Below are 18,880 nucleotides of genomic sequence, written 5' to 3'. Positions count from 1 at the left end.
CGTGATAGGATGCCCCGCCCGTTTGTCAGGCGTCCGCGCGCAGCCGGTAGCCGACCCCCAGCTCATTGGCGATCACGCTGCCGACGGGTCCGGGATGTTCCAGTTTCTGCCGCAGGTTGCGGATGACGATGCGGAGATATTCGACGCGCGGATCCTCGTCGCCGCCCCACGCCGCCGCGAGCACGCGCTGGTGCGTCACGACGCGGCCGATATGCCGCGCCAGCACCGCCAGCACGTCGTGCTCCTTGCGGGTGAGATGGAGTTCGTCGTCGCCACGGAAGACGACCCGGCGATCGAGATCGATGCTGACGTCGCCGGTGCGCACGATCTTGGGCGTGGTTTCGGAAGGCCCACGATGCCGCAGCGCCACGCGCAGCCGGGCGAGCAGTTCCTCGCTGTCGAACGGCTTGGTGATGAAATCGTCCGCCCCCAGATCGAGCGCCGTGACCTTCTCGTCGACCGCATCGCGCGCCGAGACGACCAGGATCACCGCATCGCCGTGGGTCCGCAGCAGCGGGATCAGGCTCAACCCGTCGCGGTCGGGCAGCCCGAGGTCGAGCAGCACCGCGCTCGGATGCTCGACCGCCGCCTGGTGCAGCGCCTGGCGCCCGTCCTCCGCCTCGACCACGGCATAGCCCGCGCGGGTCAGCGTGTTGCGGAGCAGGCGGCGGATGGCGGCTTCGTCGTCCACCACGAGGATCTTTGCAGGCATTCAGGCGATGCTTTCGGGTTTGAGATCGCGGACGATGAGCGCTGGCGGGAAGATCAGCGTGAAGGCAGCGCCCGGACCGTCGTCGCGGTTCCCGGCCTCGACCGTCATGTCCATCGCCTCGGCGAACGCCTTGACGATCGCAAGGCCGAGCCCCGTCCCCCCGATCGCGCGATCGGACCCCTCGAGGCGGCGGAACGTCTCGAACACTTCGGTTTCCTTGCCCGGCGGCAGGCCGGGGCCGTGATCCTTCACTGCGAGGCGAAGCTCGCCGAAGCGGTGCCGCCCTTCGATCACGATCTCGGTGCCGGGGTCGCCGTAGCGCCCGGCATTGTCGAGCAGGTTGAGCAGGCAATGGTGGAGCAGCTGCGGATCGGTATAGACTAGCGGCAGGTCGGGCGGGACGTCGAGCCGGACCGCATGGCCCTCCAGCGCGCGCCGCGCATCGTGCGCCGCGCCGGTCACCGCATCGCTGAGGTCGGTCGGCTCGACGTTGAGCTTGAGCGCACCCGCCTCGACGCGCGCCATGTCGAGCAGATTGGCGACGAAGCGGTTGAGCCGGGCGGCCTCGGCCTTGATCGTCCCTATCAGCTCTGGCGTCGCGCCATGCTCAAGCTGGTCCGCCGCGGCGATGACCGCGGTGAGCGGGGTGCGCAGGTCGTGGCTGACCGACGACAGCAGCGCCGCGCGCAACCGGTCGCGCGTCCGCACGGTCTCGACATCGCGCATCTCGACTTCGAGCCGTAACCGTTCGAGCACCAAGGCGGACTGGTCGAGCAGGCTGCTGAGCAGCGGCAGCTGGTCGGCGCGGACCGGGTCGGCGGTCGTGTCCTTCGCCACGCCGAGCACGCCGAGCACGCGGCCACCGGCCTTGAGCGGCTGGAACAGCCATTCCGACGCCGCGAGCGTGCCCGAGCCCTTTCCCGCCGCCATGCCGGTGTCGAGCGCCCAGGTCGCGGCGGCGGTGTCCATCGTGTCGAGATGGTAGGCGGGATCGCTCGCCGCGAGGATCTCGAGGTTGGTGCCCGTCCCGGCGACGAGCAGGATCACCTGCACGTCGAGCAACCCGCCGACGTCGTCGCAGATCATCTGCGCGGCGACGTCGATGTCGTTGACGCTGGTGATCTGGCGCAGGAAACCGGCGAGCGTCGCATTGGTCCGCGCGCTCGCCGCGGCGAGATCGGCCTGCGCGCGGACGCGCGAGGTCAGCTGGCTCGTCGCGATCGCGATGCCGAGCAGGACGACGACCGAGACGAGGTTCTCGGGGTTGCTGATGCTCAGCGTGCCGACCGGCGGCAGGAAGAAGAAGTTGTAGGCAAGGCTGGAGGCGATCCCCGCGTACAGGCCGGTGCGCAGGCCATAGAGGCTCGCTGCCGCCATCACCGGCAGCAGATACAGCAGAGCGACATTGCCGAGATCGAGGATGTGGAGCAGCGCGCTGGCGATTCCGGTGATCCCCGCGATCATCGCGGTGGTCACCGCATAGCCACCGGGCGTGCCCCAGCGCGCCGGGCGGCGGCGGCCGCGTTCGCGTGCTCCCCCTTCGGCGACCATCGGCAGGACATGGACCGTCACGCCCGGCGTATCGCGGATCACGCGGTCGACGACCGAGCCGTGGAGCCATTCGAACCAGCGCGACCGTCGCGACTTGCCCATGACCAGCTGCGTCGCGCGCGCGTCGATCAGGAAGCTCTGGAGGCCCGAAACGACATCGGTCGCGGGGACGGTGGCGACCGCCGCGCCGAGCTGCGTCGCCAGCGTCATCGCGGCGGCGACGCGCTGATGCTGAAGGTCCGTGAAATGGGCCGCGCGCGGGGTTTCGATGAATACCGCGGTCCACGGGCCCCGCAGGCCGTCCGCAACGCGCTTGCCCGCGCGCACCAGCGTGTCGGCACCGGGCAGTTCGTTGATCGCGACGACGATCCGGTCGCCGCCCGCCCAGGTGCCGCCGAGCCCGAGCGCGCGGACGTCGTCGAGCATCCGCGCGTCGACCGCCTGCGCCGCGCGCCGCAGCGCGAGTTCGCGCAACGCCGACAGGTTGGATTTGGAGAAGAAGTGCGACAGCGCGCGCGTCGCTTCCTGCGGCAGATACACCTTGCCCGCCTTCAGCCGATCGATCAGCTCGTCGGGCGGGATATCGACGACCTCGATCTCGGCCATTTCCAGCACGCCGTCGGGCACCGTCTCACGGACACGGACTCGGGTGAAGCTGGCGACCACGTCGTTGAGGCTCTCGACGTGCTGGATGTTGAGAGTCGAATAGACGTCGATCCCCGCGGCGAGCAGCTCCTCGACGTCCTGATAGCGTTTGGGATGACGACTGCCCGCTGCATTGGTGTGCGCGAGTTCGTCGACCAGGACGAGGCCCGGCGCGCGCGCAAGGATCGCGTCCAGATCCATCTCGTACAGCGTCCGCCCTTCATAGGGGATCGGACGGCGCGGCATGATCTCGTGCCCGCGGGTGAGCGCCTCGGTTTCCGCGCGCCCATGCGTTTCGACGACGCCGACGACGACATCGGCTCCGTCGCGTCGGCGCGCCGCGCCTTCGGACAGCATCTCGAAGGTCTTGCCGACTCCGGGCGCGGCACCGAGGAAGACCTTGAGACGCCCGCGACCCTCCTGCGCGGCAGCGCGCAGGAGGGCGTCGGGGTCAGGTCTGCCGTCGCCCGAGCCCGGCATCAGCGCGCGGGCGCGCCGGAGGCTTGCAGAGCGTCGAGCGCACGGTTGAGCGCGAGGACGTTGACGCGCGGCTCACCGAGCATCGATGCATCCGTCGCATCGGTGACCAAAGTGCGAACCCGCTCGACCGGCACGCTGCGCACGCGCGCGATGCGGGGTGCCTGCGCCAGCGCGGCGGCGGGCGACAGATCGGGGTCGAGCCCCGACCCGCTGGCGGTGACCAGATCCGCGGGCATCGGACCCGACACGCCCTCGGCGCGCCGTTTGGCGATGTCGGGTTTCACGCGATCGACGAGCGCCTGGCTCGCCGGGCCGAGGTTCGACCCCGACGACGCGAGCCCGTCATAGCCCTTGCCCGCCGCCGATGGCCGGGTCTGGAAATAGCGGTCGGTCGTGAACGCCTGTCCCACCACGGTCGAGCCGATCACGGTGCCGCGGGCGTCGCGCACCAGGCTGCCGTTCGCCTGGCTCGGGAAGATCGCCTGGCCGATACCGGTCATGGCGAGCGGGTAAACGAGCCCGAGAAGGACCGCGAACAGGATCGTCATGACGATCGCCGGCCGCAGTGCGGAAGAGAAATCCTTGCCCATGTCAGTTGATCCTTACGCGAGACCGAGGCCACCGACCACAAGGTCGATGAGCTTGATGCCGATGAACGGTGCGATCAGGCCACCCAGGCCGTACACCGCGAGGTTGCGCGCGAGCAGCGGTCCGGCTGCCATCGGCTTGTAGGCGACGCCGCGCAGCGCGAGCGGGACGAGGCAGGGGATGATGACCGCGTTGAAGATGATCGCCGACAGGATCGCGCTTTCGGGGCTTCCCAGCCGCATCACGTTGAGCACGCCGAGCCCCGGATAGAGCACGACGAACATCGCCGGGATGATCGCGAAATATTTCGCGACGTCATTGGCGACCGAGAAGGTCGTCAGCGCCCCGCGCGTCATCAGCAACTGCTTGCCGAGGCCGACGACCTCGATCAGCTTGGTCGGATCGCTGTCGAGATCGACCATGTTGCCCGCCTCGCGCGCAGCCTGTGTCCCGGTGTTCATCGCGACGCCGACGTCGGCTTGCGCGAGCGCAGGCGCGTCGTTGGTGCCGTCGCCGCACATCGCGACGAGCCGGCCGCCGGTCTGTTCCTTGCGGATCAGCTCGAGCTTGTCCTCGGGCGTCGCCTGGGCGAGAAAATCGTCCACCCCGGCCTCGGCCGCGATCGCCGCGGCGGTCAGCGGGTTGTCGCCGGTGATCATCACCGTGCGGATCCCCATCGCGCGCAGCTCGCCGAACCGTTCGCGGATGCCGGCCTTGACCACATCCTTGAGGAAGATCGCGCCGAGCAGACGCCCGTCCTGCGCGACCGCCAGCGGAGTCCCGCCCGCGCGGGCGATCTCGTCGGTGATCCGGCGGAGTTCGGTTGCGGCTGCGGTTTCGCCCGATCCGGCATTGGCGCGCAGGATCGAGATCGACCGCCCCCTTCTGGATCAGCGTGTCGCCGATCTGCACGCCCGAGATGCGGGTTTGCGCGGTGAACGGGATGATCTCGGCCCCAGCGGGAAGCGTGTCGGTCGTGACGTCGAACGCCTTGCGCGCGAGCACCACGATCGAGCGGCCTTCGGGCGTTTCATCGGCGAGGCTCGCGAGCAAGGCGGCCTTGGCAAGGCGCTGCGGACTGGTGCCGGAGACCGCACGGAACTCGCTCGCCTGCCGGTCGCCGATCGTGATCGTGCCGGTCTTGTCGAGCAGCAGCACGTCGATGTCCCCCGCCGCCTCGACCGCACGACCCGATTTGGCGAGCACGTTGAAGCGCACCAGCCGGTCCATGCCCGCAATCCCGATCGCCGAGAGCAGCGCAGCGATCGTCGTCGGGATCAGCGTGATGAGCAACGCGGCGAGGATCGCCACCGGGATCGACCCGTGGGCGTAGGAGGCGAAGCCCGGGATCGTGCCGACCGCGATCAGGAAGATGATCGTCAGCCCGACGAGCAGCAGCGTCAGCGCGATCTCGTTCGGCGTCTTCTGGCGCTCGGCGCCTTCGACCAGCGCGATCATCCGGTCGAGGAAACCCTTGCCGGGCTCGACCGTCACCTTGACGCGGATCTCGTCCGAGATGACGCGCGTGCCCGCGGTCACCGCCGAGCGGTCGCCGCCCGCCTCGCGGATCACCGGCGCGCTCTCGCCGGTGATCGCCGCCTCGTTGACCGAGGCGACCCCCGAAACGACGTCACCGTCGGACGGGATCAGGTCGTTGGTCTCGACCAGCACGATGTCGCCGACCTTGAGCTGGCTGGCGGGGACCGCGTCGAAGTCCCGGCCGTCGCCCTTCAGCCGCTTGGCGGTCAGTTCCGCCTTGGTCGCGCGCAACGACGCGGCCTGCGCCTTGCCGCGCCCTTCGGCGAGCGCCTCGGCAAACGTGCCGAACAACACGGTCAGCCACAGCCAGATGGCGAGCTGGAGCTTGAAGCCGAGCGACAGATTGTCCTGCCCGACCACGAGCAGCACGGTCATCAGCGCCGCGACCACGCCGGTGACGAACATCACCGGGTTGCGGATCAGTTCCTTGGGATTGAGCTTGAGGAACGAGGCCTTGATCGCAGGCACGACGAGGTCGGCGGTGAACAGGCTTTTTGTCTGGGTCTTTGCCATGGTGGCCCCCGATCAGGACAGTTTGCCGCTGATCATCGCAAGATGATCGGCGATGGGACCGAGCGCGAGGCCCGGCAGGAAGGTGAGACCACCCAGGATCAGGATGATGCCGACCAGCAGCCCCACCCACAGCCCGCCCGTCGTCGGGAACGAGCCCGCGCTTTCGGGCGTGTACTTCTTCGCGGCGAGGCTCCCGGCGATGGCGAGCATCGGCACGATGATGAAGAACCGGCCCACCCACATCGCGACGCCCAGCAGCCCGTTGTAATACGGCGTGTTGGCGGTGAGCCCAGCAAAGGCGGAGCCGTTGTTGGCGACCGCGCTGGTGAAGGCGTAGAGGATCTCCGAGAAGCCATGCGGCCCCTTGTTGAGCGGCCCTGCCAGCCCCTGTTGCAGCACCGACGACAGCGCGGTCAGCCCGAGGATCATCAACGGCAACACCGCGATCGCCAGCACCGCGAGCTTCACCTCGCGGCTTTCGATCTTCTTGCCGACATATTCGGGCGTACGCCCGACCATCAGCCCCGCGACGAACACCGCGAGGATCGCGAACAGCAGGAAGCCGTAGATCCCTGCGCCGACGCCGCCGATGACGACCTCGCCCAGCTGCATGTTGAACAAAGGAACCAGCCCGCCGAGCGCGGTGAAGCTGTCATGCATGCTGTTGACCGCGCCGCACGACGCCGCGGTGGTGACGACCGAGAACAAGGCGGACGCGGCGATCCCGAAGCGGACCTCCTTGCCCTCCATGTTGCCGCCCGTGACGCCGAGATGCTGGAGCACCGGGTTGCCCGCGGCTTCCTGCCAATAGGTGACGGTGACGCCGGCGAGGAACAGGATCACCATCGCCGAGAGGATCGCCCAGCCCTGCTTGGTGTTGCCCACCGCCTTGCCGAACGTCCAGGTCAGCCCGAAGCCGATCAGGAAGATCGACAGCATCTGGACGAGGTTGGTCAGCGCGGTCGGGTTCTCGAACGGATGCGCGGAGTTCGCGTTGAAGAAGCCGCCACCGTTGGTGCCGAGCATCTTGATCGCTTCCTGCGACGCAACCGGGCCGAGCAGCAGCGACTGTTTCGCGCCCTCCAGCGTCTGCACATCGACCACGCCCGCCATCGTCTGCGGCACGCCGCTGGCGATCAGGAACAGCGCGTAGACGATCGAGATCGGCAGCAGGATATAGAGCGTGACGCGCGTCATATCCGCCCAGAAATTGCCGATCGCCTTGGATCTGCGCCGCGCGAAACCGCGGAACAGCGCGAACGCCAGCGCGATCCCGGTGGCCGCGGACAGGAAATTGTGGATCGTCAGCCCCAGCATCTGGCTGAGGTTCGACATCGTCGATTCCCCGCCATAGCTCTGCCAGTTGGTGTTGGTGGTGAAGCTGATCGCGGTGTTGAACGCGAGATTCGGGCTGAGCCCGGCCAGCCCCTGCGGGTTGCCCGGCAGCACGCCCTGCAAGCGCAGCACGGCATAGGTGAACGCCATCAACGCGACGTTGAACAGCAGCATGTGCAGCGCATAGCGCCGCCAGCCCTGCTCGGAATCGGGGTCGATCCCGGCGAGCTTGTAGAAGCCGCGCTCAACCGGGCCGAGCACGATGTGGAGCGGGGTACGCCGCCCTTCGTACAGCGTGAAAAGCCACACGCCGACCGGCTTGGTCAGCGCGAGCAGGATGGCGACGAAGCCTAGGATCAGGAACCAGCCCTGGAATGTCATTGGTCCGCCTCCTTCAGAAGCGTTCGGGGCGGATCAGGACCGCCACCAGGTAGACGAGAAGGCCAAGCGCGGTGAGCGCCGCGAGCCAGAGATCGAGCGTCATGCGTGCGTCCTCATGCGTTGTCGCAGAGCCGGGCATAAGCGAGCGTCGCCGCCACCATCCCGACCATGACGAGAATCCAGAGCAGGTCGTCCATCACCCTCTCTCCTCAAAAGGCCGCGGTCAGCGACGCGACGATCGTGCCGCCGTCGATGTTGCCGATGCCGTCCTGTCCCTTGCTGAAACTGGGGCGCAGATAGGTCGCCTCGGCGGCCGAAATGTCGGTGTCGATGTAGCTGACGTTGAAGGTCAGGTTCCGGTAGGTCGCATCCGCGCCGAGCGACCAATCCCAGTATGCGCCGGTCGGCGACACCGCGGTCGCGTTCGGCCCCAGCCCGTCCTGCCCCCAGCTATGCCCGACATGCGCCTTGGCGGTGATCGGCGTGCCGGCCAGCGCCAGCGCGCCGTCGCCCCACAGGTACAGATTGTCGTCCTTGTCGCCCGGGCTCGTGTAGACGCCCGCCGCGGCATCGGCGCCGGTCGCATACCATTTGCCGATCGCCTGCTGCTTGGGGGCATAGGCCGCGCCCGCGGTCAGCGTCCCCGGACCGGTCGTGCCCGTCAGCTTCACATAGGGCTCGGCGAAGTCGGTTTTATCGGCACCGCCCGGATACATGTACCAGGTAAGCCCCACGTCGAGCGTGGCGTTGTCGGCAAGCTTCGCCTTGTAGCCGCCGATCAGGTCGAGCTCCATGTTGGCGCCGCCGAACGTGCCCCACCCGGCAAGGTTCGATCCCCAGACGCCCGCGTACAGGCCGCTCTCGTGCGACACCGTGATGCCGCCCTGGACGGCCATTTCCCGGTCGGACTGCGACACGCCGCGGAACCGGTAGTCGGACGCGATCGCCGCCGACCCGCTGATCGTCAGCGCCGGCGGCGGCGCGGTATCGCCGGTGGCCGCGCCCGGGTCGGTCGGGCTCGACTGCGCCTGCGCGATGACGGGGAAAGCCAGGATCGCGACGACCGCAGTCGCATGACGGAACTTCATTCTTGCACCCCTTGAACGGCGCTCGTCACGTGACGATGCCTTCAGGGATGGGCGATTAGGCGCATCCGTCGTAGCAATTCGAGATCGATTCCGGGAAAAGGCATATAGCGCGCATATAGACGGCGCTTTTTTACGCCGTCCGGCGCTTGGGTCGTCCTACCAGGCCCTGGGGTTGCTGCCGGTGCGTGCCGCCACGGCGTTTTCGATGTCGTTGAGGTCGGCCTGCGACATGATCCCTGCCGCCATCATCTTTCGCATGAGTTCATCGACCAATGCGGCGAGGAAATGGATCTCCGCCCGTTCCGACTTCGTATCTTCGCCCTGGGCATTGACGTCCATATCGCTTGTCTCCGTTTTACAGCGACGGTCATACAAGCGTTATCGGGCGCGCATAAGCCAATCGATTCAATAATCTCCGGGTTAGGGGTCAGGGGTGATCCGCGTTCACGGTCTCGCTTCAGCCTCCCAAATAATGCGACTGCGCGGCATCGGTCGCGCTGATCGCGAGGATCGAGCGTGCAGTCGCAGGCGGGAGGGCCTGGCCGCGCCCGTCGCCGCTGGCGGCAATGACGCGGTTGAGGAGGTCCTGACCTTCGCGCCACCAGCCGACACCGCTTGCGGCGTTCAGATGGCCCTGCGGACCGGCATCGACGAAATGGCTGCCCCAGTCCGCCGCCATGCTGTGCGCACGCGCCGGCGTGACCCAGGGATCATCGCTGCTCGCGACGACGATCGACGGAAACGGCAGCGGCGTGCGCGGCGTGGGTGCGAAGCCCTTGAGTTCGGCCTGTGCGCCGTTGCGATCGACATCGGCGGGCGCGACGAGCAATGCGCCCGCGACGGGCCAGCCATAGGGTTGCGGACTAAGTTCGGCCCACCACGCCACCGCCAGGCATCCCAGGCTGTACGCGGCGAGGATGACGGGGGCCTGGGCCCGCCGGATCGCCTCGTCGAGCCGCGTCACCCAGGCGTTGCGGTGGGGCGTATTCCACATGCCGAGCTCGACACGGACGGTGTCGGGGCGGGCATCCTCCCACAGCGTCTGCCAGTGCGAGGGGCCCGAGCCGCCAAGCCCGGGGACGGTCAGAATGGTCGGCTGAACGCTATCATATGGTGCAAACGAACCCACGGCGCGTCTCCTTTTCCAGGACCCCGTTTTCGCGGGGGCGGGATCATGACCGCAGGACGCTCTAGGGCACGCCATCCGATCACGATCCCTGCAGCGAACATAATCCCACCGGTTCGGTGGGCAATAGATATTGCGGCAAAAGGAAGGCAGCTTGCGGTGATCGGATCTGGGCGCGATAGCGGCGCCATGGCGAAGATACGCGCAGACCAGATGCTGGTCGACAGGGGGCTGGTCGAGTCGCGGACGCGCGCGCAGGCGCTGATCATGGCGGGGCTGGTGTTCGCGGGCACGCGCAAGATCGAAAAGCCCGGTCAGACGCTCGCCGAGGATGTCGCGCTCGACGTTCGCGGTCGCGATCACCCCTGGGTTTCGCGCGGCGGCGTCAAGCTTGCGCATGGTCTGGCGCAATTCGGCTGGGACGTCCGCGGCGCGGTGGCGATCGACGTCGGATCGTCGACCGGGGGGTTCACCGACGTCTTGCTGACCCAGGGTGCGACGCGCGTCTACGCGGTCGACAGCGGGACCAATCAGCTCGCGTGGAAATTGCGGCAGGACGAACGCGTCGTCGTCCATGAGCAGACCAGCGCACGGATCCTGACCGCGGCGCATATCCCCGAGCCGGTCGACCTGATCGTCTGCGATGCGAGCTTCATCGGGCTTGCCAAGGTGCTCGAGCGGCCGATGCAGTTCGCCCGGCCGGGCGCGCGGCTGATGGCGCTGATCAAGCCGCAGTTCGAGGCGGGGCGCGACGAGGTCGGCAAGGGCGGGGTGGTGCGCGATCCGGCGATCCATGCCCGCGTCTGCGACACGGTCGTCGCCTGGCTCGAGCAGCAGCGCTGGCAGGTCGACGGCGTGGTCGAGAGCCCGATCACCGGACCCGAAGGCAATATCGAGTTTCTCGTTGCCTCACGGACCGGAACAGTCGGCACGGCGGAGGAAGTATAACCGCCCGATTGCCGCACATCGTCATAGAATGAACCAGTTATCGCAGCGACGGCGAATGCTTTTGGTTTACGGCGTCGCTTTCGCGCGGCAGGACGGTGCCAATCAAGGGCGAAAGGATGTTTGTGGGCGGTATCGCGTCAAAGGGTCAGTTGCGGATGTCGTTCCTGCGCTGGGCGGTGGTGACCGTTCCGCTGATCGTGCTTCTCGGGTTCCTGTCGGGTCGATCGGTGCCGGTCGGGAGCGAGAGTGCGTGGTATCAGGCGCTCGCGAAGCCCGCGCTGACGCCACCGGGATGGGCGTTTCCCGTCGCCTGGACGACGCTCTACATCCTGATCGGGCTTGCGCTGGCGATGATCCTCAACGCACGCGGAGCCGCAATGCGGGGAACGGCGATCGCGCTGTTCGTCGCGCAGTTCGCGCTCAATCTCGCATGGACCCCGGTCTTCTTCGGCCTGCACAAGATCGGGCTGTCGGTCATGATCATCGTCGCGATGCTGGCATTGTCGATCGCCGCGACCATCGTGTTCGCGCGGATCAGAAAGGCCGCGGCGTGGCTGATGGTACCGTATATGGTGTGGATCAGCTTTGCCGGAATGCTTGCTTACGGTATAGGCGCGCTCAACCCCGACGCCGAAACCCTTGCGGCGCCCTCGCATACCTCCCAGATGTTGTGAGAGATGCGACCCGCAAGATACTAGCAGGATAAAGACAATGCAGTCCGAAAACCGGATGTTCGACGATTTCGTCAAGGTGCTCAACGGGGCGGCAGGGACGTTTGCGGGTGTTGGTCGCGAGGCACAGTCGGGCGTTCGCGAGCGCGCGCGCGAGTGGCTGGGCGGACTCGACTTCGTGAGCCGTGATGAATTCGATGCGGTCAAGGCGATGGCCGCTGCTGCGCGCGACGAAAACGACGTGCTCAAGGCCCGTCTCGATGCGCTCGAAGCCAACACAAGGGCCGATATCTGACTTTTCCACAGGTTTCTGGGCTTTCGGGACGATCGGGGTTGTCGGGGCATTTTTGCCTCGGCACCCTTTGTCGTGCGATAGGGAGTGCCAGGACTATATGATGCTCGATCACGCCGACCACGACCAGGAGGACGCCGCTCCCATCGACATGCTCGAGGCGTATTACGCCGCGCATGGCTGGGAGCATGAGCGTCACGACGACGAGATTGTCGCGACCGTCAAGGGCAGCTGGGCGACCTATGAGTTGCGCGCGTTGTGGCGCGAGGACGACAGCGTCCTGCAGTTCCTCGCGTTTCCCGACATCAAGGTGCCCGACGAGCGGCGACAGGCGGTCTACGAGACGATCGGCCTCGCCAACGAGCAGCTCTGGATCGGGCATTTTGAATTGTGGTCGACCAGCGGCATCCTGTTGTTCCGGCATGCAGCGATGGTCGACGGCGGCGAGGACGGCACGATGTCGTTGTCGGCCGCCGAACTGCTCGTCGAATCGGCGATCGAGGAGTGCGAGCGTTTCTATCCGGTGTTCCAGTTCGTCCTGTGGGGCGGCAAGACGCCGCAGGACGCACTGGCCGCGGCACTGATCGAGACGCAGGGCGAAGCGTGACCGGCGGCTCGCACGGATGCAGGGGCGGCGGCTCATGACGGGTCGTGTCCTGCTGATCGGCTGCGGCAACATGGGCCGCGCGATGCTCGACCGCTGGCTTGCCAACAGGCTCGACCCGCGCGGCGTCACCGTCGTCAGCCCGAGCCTGCGCGCGATGCCCGCGGGTGTCAGCGTCGTCGCAGCGCTGCCGGCAGCCGCCGACGCCGCTTTCGACATCGTCATGCTCGCGCTGAAGCCGCAACAGCTTGGCGCGCTGCAGAGCACGCCGCTTGCCGCCTACGCGCCGCGGTTGTTGATCTCGATCCTCGCAGGCGTGGATCTCGCCGCACTCGGCACGCTGTCGCAGGCGCAGGCAGTGGTGCGGGCGATGCCGAACCTGCCGGTCGCGATAGGGCATGGTGTGGTTGCGCTGCACGGTGCCGACGGCGACGACGCGGCGCGGCAGGCGGCCGAGGCCATGATGCAGCCGCTCGGACTGGTCGAGTGGATCGCCGACGAGGCGCAGTTCGACGCGGTGACCGCGCTGGCGGGATGTGGGCCGGGGTTCGTGTTCCGTTTCGCCGATGCGCTGGCCAAGGCGGGAGAGGCGCTGGGCCTGCCTGCCGATCAGGCGGCGCGGCTGGCGATCGCCACGCTCGACGGGGCAGGGCGGATGGCCGGTGCGGCGGACGTGTCGCCCGCGATACTCGCCGACCGCGTCGCCAGTCCGGGCGGGTCGACGCGCGAGGGGCTGAACATCCTCGACGACGGCGATGCGCTGGTGGATCTCCTGTCGCGGACGCTCGCGGCGTCCGCGCGGCGCAACGCCGAGATGGCAGAGGCTGCGCGCACCGCCGGCTAGCGGCGACGTTCCTGCAAATTGCCGCCGGTCGCCGTGCCGCGATCAGCCGCGCAGCTTGATCACCTGCTCGCGCTCGTTTTCGGGGATCAGTCCCTCAAGCACCGCCCAATAACCGGCAACGGCACCATGCCCGGCATGGTTGTACGCCGCCGACATCTTCTGCCGCGCCGCTTCGAACAGGTCGCTCTCCATCTTTGTGCCGACCGGCGTCAGCCGCAGCAGGCGCTGGCGGCGGTCGCGCTCGCCGGGGCGTACCTCGATGAAGTCGCGGTCGGTCAGTTCGTTGAGCACCCGGCCAAGCGACTGCTTGGTGATCGCCAGCAGCGACAGGAGCTCGCTGACGGTCATGTCCGGCTTGCGCGCGATGAAATACAGCGCGCGGTGATGCGCACGCCCCAGGCCTTGCTCGGCAAGCCCCGCATCGATCGATCGTACCAGATGGCTCTGGCCGAAATACAAGAGCTCCATGCCGCGCCGCAATTCGGGTTCGCGGAGAAACAGGGGTGATGCTTGGGACGCTGAGGCAGGCATGTTGACCGTTCTAGTCATCGGTCCTAGGCGACGGCAAGCCGTGGAAAGAGAGAAATTCGATGCATTCCCCATTGTCGCCGACCACTTCGTCGTCCTCGATGTCGCCGGAACCGGGCGCGACCTTCGCTTTTGAACGCTGTGGCAATCCGGTCGCGGCGAACGAGCGGGCACAGCGACTGATCGATCCCGGCTTCGGGCGCGTCTTCACCGATCATATGGCGGTGATCCGCTTCAGTGATGCCGAGGGCTGGCATGACGCGAAGATCACGACTCGCGCGCCGATCATGATGGATCCGGCGTCCTCCGTGCTGCATTATGCGCAGGAGATTTTCGAGGGGATGAAGGCGTACCGGCTCGCGGACGGCGGGACCGCGCTGTTCCGTCCCGAGGCCAATGCCCGCCGCTTCCAGGACTCGGCGCGCCGGCTGGCGATGCCCGAACTGCCCGAGGCGCTGTTCCTCGAATCGGTCGAGCGACTCGTGAAGGTCGATCAGGACTGGATCCCCGACAGCGACGGCGGCGCGCTGTACCTGCGCCCATTCATGTTCGCGAGCGAGGTGTTCCTCGGCGTGAAACCGAGCGCGGAATATCTCTACATGGTGCTGGCCTCGTCGGTCGGCGCCTATTTCAAGGGCGGCGCGCGGGCGGTGTCGATCTGGGTCAGCCAGAACTACACGCGCGCCGCGCAGGGTGGTACGGGTGCGGCCAAGTGCGGCGGCAACTATGCCGCCAGCCTGCTCGCGCAGAAGGAGGCGATCAGCCAGGGATGCGATCAGGTCGTCTTCCTCGACGCCGCCGAACGCCGCTGGGTCGAGGAACTGGGCGGCATGAACGTCTTCTTCGTGTTCGACGACGGCAGCCTGTCGACCCCGGCACTGACCGGCACGATCCTGCCCGGGATTACGCGCGATTCGATCCTCACGCTGGCGCGTGCGCAGGGTATCACCGTGCGCGAGGAGCCCTATTCGATCGACCAGTGGCGCGCCGACGCGGCCAGCGGACGGCTCGTCGAGACGTTCGCCTGCGGCACCGCTGCGGTCGTCACGCCGATCGGCACCGTCGCCGCCCCCGAGGGCCGCTTCACGATCGGCGGCGGTGAGCCGGGCCCGATGACGCTGCGGATCCGTGAATCGCTCGTCTCGATCCAGCGCGGGCTCGCGCCGGACGCGAACGGATGGCTGCATCGGCTCGATTAAGATGCGATAGGGCTTTTCACGTCGAGGTACGCCGCTATAAGGCCGCCTCTGTTGGGGCGTCGCCAAGTGGTAAGGCAGCGGCTTTTGATGCCGCCATGCGCAGGTTCGAACCCTGCCGCCCCAGCCAAGATCCTGAATTGCGCCAATCGAACCCCTCTGGACCCGGGTTTACAGATCCGCCGCGCGGCCTGCTGAGCCGACGGTCCGCAGGATCGCACCAGGTCGCGAGCGCGCGCGGCTCTGGTTGGCCGCTGCCGCCCATCGCGTTTTCATCGAGATCGCCAATGCCGCACCGGGCAACTAAATTTTGCCCATGGCAAACTCGAACAGGCTGCCAATCCATACCAAGTCGATAGATATTACGTATCCGAGCGGAGGTGAGGATGCGGCGACCAACGATATTGACGACGATCGACTGGCCCACGGTCATCGTGGCGGCGGTGATTTACGGCGGGTGGCTCGCCGTCACCGCGTGGCATGCGGCGATCCCGTGGCCGGTGATGATGACGGCAGGCGGTGCCTTGCTCGCCTGGCACGGATCGCTCCAGCACGAGACGATCCATGGTCACCCGACGCGCCATGCCGTCGTCAACGATGCGATCGGGGCCGTTCCGCTGTCGCTGTGGCTGCCCTATTCCCTGTATCGTCGAAGCCACCGCGCGCATCATGCGGCGCACGTCATCACCGATCCGCAGCATGATCCGGAATCGCGGTATCGTGCAGGCGGCGGCGGCTTCGCCGAGATGCTCGGACGGCTTCAGGCGACCCTGCTCGGCCAGATGGTCTTCGGACCACCGATCGCGGTCGCGCGCTTCCTGGTCGCGGAGATCCGTCGCGCAACGAGCGAGCCGACGCGGTTCTGTCGCGACTGGGTCGTGCATCTCGTGACGGTCGTGCCGGTGCTCTGGTGGCTCGACCATGTCGGCTTCGGGCTCCTGTCGTATGCGCTGACCGTCGTCTATCCCGGCATGGCGGTGACGATGCTGCGGTCCTATGCGGAGCATCGCGCCGACCTCGCCAGCCCGGGGCGTGCGGCCAGCGTCGAGCGCGGCGGCATATTTGGCGTGCTGTTCTTCAACAACAATCTGCACGCGGCGCACCATGAGCGGCCGATGCTCGCCTGGTATGACCTGCCCGCCTATCACCGCGACAACCGCGCGCGACTGATCGGCGAGGGGATGCTGGTCTATCGCGGCTATGGCGAGATCGTCCGCCGCTTTGCCTTCACCGCGCATGACGACATGGTCCATCCGCGCCACCGGGGGCGGGTTCGTGATCCGCGCGGTCGCGTCGCTCGGCATGTATGACCATCCCGCGCAGCAGCGGGCGAACGACCTGCTGTGGGCGGGGATCGCGCGCGCACTCCGGGAGGACGGGGTCGACGGGGTACCGGACACGCTCGACCGGACGCGCGACGTCCACGCGCTGTGGCGGGATCCCGGGCTGCTGTTCGGGCAGGCGTGCGGCTATCCGCTGGTCAGCGAGCCGTCTCTCTACCTCCGCGTCCTCGCGCTGCCGGTCTACGCGGTGGCTGGCCGAGACGGGCCGACGCATCGCAGCGTGATCGTCTGCCGAAGCGACGACCCGCGCGGATCGCTTGCCGCGTTCCACCGGAGCCGCGCGGCGGTCAACGACGCGCGTTCGAACACCGGCATGAACCTGTTGCGCGCGACGATCGCCCGCGCTGCTTTACCGACGCCGTTCTTCGATACGATCGTCCGGACCGGCTCGCACCGCGAGAGCGTGATCGCGGTCGGGACGGCGCGCGTGGACATCGCCGCGATCGACGAGGTGACCTATGCGGCGCTCGTGCGGTTCGAGCCCAATCTCGTGGCGCGATTGCGGATCATCGCGTCCAGCCCGGACTCGCCGACGCTGCCGTTCGTGACCGCCGCCACGACCAGCGACGACATGGTCCGCAAGCTCCGCACCGCGCTCGGCCGGGCGATCGCCGATCCTGCGTTGGCCGACGTGCGCGCCACGCTGTTCCTCGCCGATGTCGTCCCCGCCGATGCCGACGCGCTGGCACCGATCGTCGCGTTGGAAACCGCGGCGGTCGGTGCCGGCCATGCCGCGCTTGCCTGAATTACCATGAGGATATGTCGATGGCGTATACCGACCACCCGCACGATATCGCATCGACGATCGCCGAGCTTCGTGCCGCGCGGACGGCATGGCGACGCGAGGCAAACGGGCGTCACACCGTTGCCCGCTTCCCGTCGCAGGCCGACATCGCGCACGTCGTCGACGATCTGGTCGCCGCGCTGTTTCCCGGCCGGCTCGGCGCGTATGTCGGCCCCGCGCACGGCGAGGATGCGTTCGTCGAGGCACGCCTTCACCGCGCGTTGTCCGGCCTGCAGCGTCAGATCGAAAGCGAGTTCGCCTATTGGCAGGAGGAGGCGATCCTGTCGTTCGACGTCAGCCAGGCGGCGATGATCGTCGGGCTGTTCGCGGCCGAGCTCGGACCGATCCGCACGCTGGTCGACGACGACGTCCGCGCCGCGTTCCTGGGCGATCCGGCCGCGCGGAGCGCCGATGAGATCCTGATCTGCTATCCGGGCATCGTCGCGATCCTGTACCACCGGATCGCGCACGCGCTGTACGGTCTTGGCGCCCCGATCGTCGCACGGATAATTTCGGAGCTCGCCAACAATCGGACCGGGATCGACATCCATCCCGGCGCGACGATCGGCCGACGCTTCTTCATCGACCATGGCACCGGCGTCGTGATCGGCGAGACCGCGATCATCGGCGACCGCGTCCAGCTCTACCAGCATGTCACGCTCGGCGCGCGCAGTCCGCTCGGCGTGACCGACGTGTCCGCGCGCGAGCGGCTGGCACGTCATCCGATCGTCGAGGACGATGTCGTGATCTATGCCGGGGCGACGATCCTCGGCCGCGTGACGATCGGGCAGGGCGCGACGATCGGCGGCAACGTCTGGCTGCTCGAGGACGTGCCGCCGGGCGGGGTGGTTGCACAGCCGACCGCGGTGATCCTCGCCGATGCGGCGGCGGACCATCTGCACGAGACGTTACGCGGTCGCGGTGCATGAGGCGCTTCGGCCGGTGCTGCGACGAGGGCGGACCGATCCGGCCGGTGATCGGCGTCCTGTGCTGTAACGAGGTGGCGGAACGCCCGATCCAGGCGGTCGCGACACGCTTCATCGCGCCACTCGCGCGCTATGCCGGCGCGACCGTCCTGCTGGTCCCGGCGGTGGCCGACACGATCGACGCGCGCGCGCTGGCCGCGCGGCTCGACGGGCTGTTGCTGACCGGGTCGCGCTCGAACGTCGCCGGGGCGCGCTATGGCAAGCCGGGTGCGGCGGCGGATACGCTCGACCTGGACCGCGACGCGGTCGCGCTCGACCTTGCCGCGCGGATGATCGACGCGGCGCGCCCGGTCTTCGGCATATGCCGGGGCCTGCAGGAGCTCAACGTGCTGTTCGGCGGAACGCTCACGGACGTCGTTCACGACAGCCACCACGGGGCGACCGACGACGCGTCGGCGTATGAGACGCTGTTCGATCACGTCCACGACGTCGCGCTCAGCGCGGGCGGGCTGCTCGCGACGGCAACCGCCCGATCGAGCATCGCGGTCACCTCGGTCCACCGCCAGGGCGTCGATCGACTGGGGACGGGGCTGCGGATCGAGGCACGCGCCGTCGCCGATGGCCTGATCGAGGCGTTTTCGGCGCGACCGTGCGGCGCCGACGTGCTCGCGGTGCAGTGGCACCCCGAATGGAACGTCGCGGTCAGCGCCGCCAACCGCGCGTTCTTTTCGCTGATCGGGCAATCGCTCGAGGGCGGCCGCGAGCGGTAGGACGCGCGGGCCAGCC

The 18,880-nt window shown here is 67.7% G+C and carries 19 protein-coding genes, 1 tRNA gene and 1 pseudogene; 11 read left to right on the top strand and 10 right to left on the bottom strand.

Going from position 1 to position 18,880, the window contains the following annotated elements:
• Window positions 1-25 precede the first annotated feature (25 nt).
• From QP165_RS03000 to QP165_RS02960, 9 genes and pseudogenes are all read right to left on the bottom strand, one after another.
• Window positions 26-712 carry a response regulator transcription factor gene (locus QP165_RS03000; protein WP_333993705.1) on the bottom strand — a complete coding sequence of 229 codons (687 nt, stop codon included), beginning with the start codon at window positions 710-712 and terminating at the stop codon, window positions 26-28.
• Window positions 713-3,388 carry a sensor histidine kinase KdpD gene (locus tag QP165_RS02995; protein WP_333993704.1) on the bottom strand — a complete coding sequence of 892 codons (2,676 nt, stop codon included), beginning with the start codon at window positions 3,386-3,388 and terminating at the stop codon, window positions 713-715.
• The gene (gene kdpC / locus QP165_RS02990; protein WP_333993703.1) at window positions 3,388-3,978 is read right to left on the bottom strand and encodes a potassium-transporting ATPase subunit KdpC; all 591 of its coding nucleotides are present in this window, start codon (window positions 3,976-3,978) and stop codon (window positions 3,388-3,390) included. The genes QP165_RS02995 and kdpC overlap by 1 nt, the downstream gene beginning before the upstream one ends.
• A gap of 12 nt (window positions 3,979-3,990) precedes the next feature.
• A pseudogene (gene kdpB / locus QP165_RS02985) lies at window positions 3,991-6,028 on the bottom strand (potassium-transporting ATPase subunit KdpB).
• 12 nt (window positions 6,029-6,040) lie between these two features.
• On the bottom strand, window positions 6,041-7,744 hold the full coding sequence (gene kdpA / locus QP165_RS02980) for a potassium-transporting ATPase subunit KdpA (protein WP_333993702.1): 1,704 nt from the start codon (window positions 7,742-7,744) through the stop codon (window positions 6,041-6,043).
• A 13-nt stretch (window positions 7,745-7,757) separates the two neighbouring features.
• Window positions 7,758-7,847 carry a K(+)-transporting ATPase subunit F gene (gene kdpF, locus QP165_RS02975; RefSeq protein ID WP_037531783.1) on the bottom strand — a complete coding sequence of 30 codons (90 nt, stop codon included), beginning with the start codon at window positions 7,845-7,847 and terminating at the stop codon, window positions 7,758-7,760.
• Between the two features lie 106 nt (window positions 7,848-7,953).
• Window positions 7,954-8,832 carry a TorF family putative porin gene (locus QP165_RS02970; protein WP_333993698.1) on the bottom strand — a complete coding sequence of 293 codons (879 nt, stop codon included), beginning with the start codon at window positions 8,830-8,832 and terminating at the stop codon, window positions 7,954-7,956.
• Window positions 8,833-8,988: 156 nt separating this feature from the next.
• Complete coding sequence (locus tag QP165_RS02965; protein ID WP_056023613.1) at window positions 8,989-9,171, bottom strand: hypothetical protein; 183 nt, start codon at window positions 9,169-9,171, stop codon at window positions 8,989-8,991.
• Window positions 9,172-9,289: 118 nt separating this feature from the next.
• Window positions 9,290-9,961, bottom strand: a complete 672-nt coding sequence (locus QP165_RS02960) for an RBBP9/YdeN family alpha/beta hydrolase (protein ID WP_333993697.1) — start codon at window positions 9,959-9,961, stop codon at window positions 9,290-9,292.
• Window positions 9,962-10,147: 186 nt separating this feature from the next.
• On the opposite strand from QP165_RS02960, the gene QP165_RS02955 reads away from it, so the two are divergent.
• The 5 genes from QP165_RS02955 (at window position 10,148) to QP165_RS02935 (ending at window position 13,317) form a co-directional block, all read left to right on the top strand.
• The gene (locus QP165_RS02955; protein ID WP_333993695.1) at window positions 10,148-10,906 is read left to right on the top strand and encodes a TlyA family RNA methyltransferase; all 759 of its coding nucleotides are present in this window, start codon (window positions 10,148-10,150) and stop codon (window positions 10,904-10,906) included.
• Window positions 10,907-11,022: 116 nt separating this feature from the next.
• A complete protein-coding gene (locus QP165_RS02950) occupies window positions 11,023-11,580 on the top strand; it encodes a TspO/MBR family protein (protein ID WP_333993693.1) in 558 nt (185 codons plus the stop codon).
• A gap of 37 nt (window positions 11,581-11,617) precedes the next feature.
• Window positions 11,618-11,872, top strand: coding sequence for an accessory factor UbiK family protein (locus QP165_RS02945; RefSeq protein ID WP_333993692.1), 255 nt, complete (start codon window positions 11,618-11,620; stop codon window positions 11,870-11,872).
• A gap of 97 nt (window positions 11,873-11,969) precedes the next feature.
• Window positions 11,970-12,476 carry a YbjN domain-containing protein gene (locus tag QP165_RS02940; protein ID WP_056023603.1) on the top strand — a complete coding sequence of 169 codons (507 nt, stop codon included), beginning with the start codon at window positions 11,970-11,972 and terminating at the stop codon, window positions 12,474-12,476.
• 34 nt (window positions 12,477-12,510) lie between these two features.
• Window positions 12,511-13,317, top strand: coding sequence for a pyrroline-5-carboxylate reductase family protein (locus QP165_RS02935; protein ID WP_333993689.1), 807 nt, complete (start codon window positions 12,511-12,513; stop codon window positions 13,315-13,317).
• Window positions 13,318-13,359: 42 nt separating this feature from the next.
• Here the strand turns inward: QP165_RS02935 and QP165_RS02930 are convergent, their stop codons facing one another.
• A complete protein-coding gene (locus QP165_RS02930) occupies window positions 13,360-13,866 on the bottom strand; it encodes a MarR family transcriptional regulator (protein WP_333993687.1) in 507 nt (168 codons plus the stop codon).
• Window positions 13,867-13,946: 80 nt separating this feature from the next.
• On the opposite strand from QP165_RS02930, the gene QP165_RS02925 reads away from it, so the two are divergent.
• From QP165_RS02925 to QP165_RS02900, 6 genes are all read left to right on the top strand, one after another.
• On the top strand, window positions 13,947-15,044 hold the full coding sequence (locus tag QP165_RS02925; RefSeq protein ID WP_056023594.1) for a branched-chain amino acid aminotransferase: 1,098 nt from the start codon (window positions 13,947-13,949) through the stop codon (window positions 15,042-15,044).
• Window positions 15,045-15,096: 52 nt separating this feature from the next.
• Window positions 15,097-15,171: transfer RNA gene (locus tag QP165_RS02920), tRNA-Gln, on the top strand.
• 256 nt (window positions 15,172-15,427) lie between these two features.
• On the top strand, window positions 15,428-16,351 hold the full coding sequence (locus tag QP165_RS02915) for a fatty acid desaturase (RefSeq protein ID WP_333993686.1): 924 nt from the start codon (window positions 15,428-15,430) through the stop codon (window positions 16,349-16,351).
• Window positions 16,278-17,129, top strand: coding sequence for a phosphate/phosphite/phosphonate ABC transporter substrate-binding protein (locus tag QP165_RS02910; RefSeq protein ID WP_333993684.1), 852 nt, complete (start codon window positions 16,278-16,280; stop codon window positions 17,127-17,129). The genes QP165_RS02915 and QP165_RS02910 overlap by 74 nt, the downstream gene beginning before the upstream one ends.
• A gap of 20 nt (window positions 17,130-17,149) precedes the next feature.
• Window positions 17,150-18,097 (top strand): serine O-acetyltransferase EpsC, encoded by a 948-nt coding sequence (gene epsC / locus QP165_RS02905; protein WP_333993682.1) that lies wholly within the window; start codon window positions 17,150-17,152, stop codon window positions 18,095-18,097.
• A complete protein-coding gene (locus QP165_RS02900; protein ID WP_333993681.1) occupies window positions 18,094-18,864 on the top strand; it encodes a gamma-glutamyl-gamma-aminobutyrate hydrolase family protein in 771 nt (256 codons plus the stop codon). Before epsC ends, QP165_RS02900 begins: the two co-directional genes overlap by 4 nt.
• Window positions 18,865-18,880 lie beyond the last annotated feature (16 nt).

The organism is Sphingomonas sp. 22R3R2A-7 (assembly GCF_036856055.1).
Lineage (GTDB): Bacteria > Pseudomonadota > Alphaproteobacteria > Sphingomonadales > Sphingomonadaceae > Sphingomonas.
The sequence above is the reverse complement of the archived record's forward strand: the minus strand, read 5'-3'. Positions and strand labels throughout refer to the sequence as shown.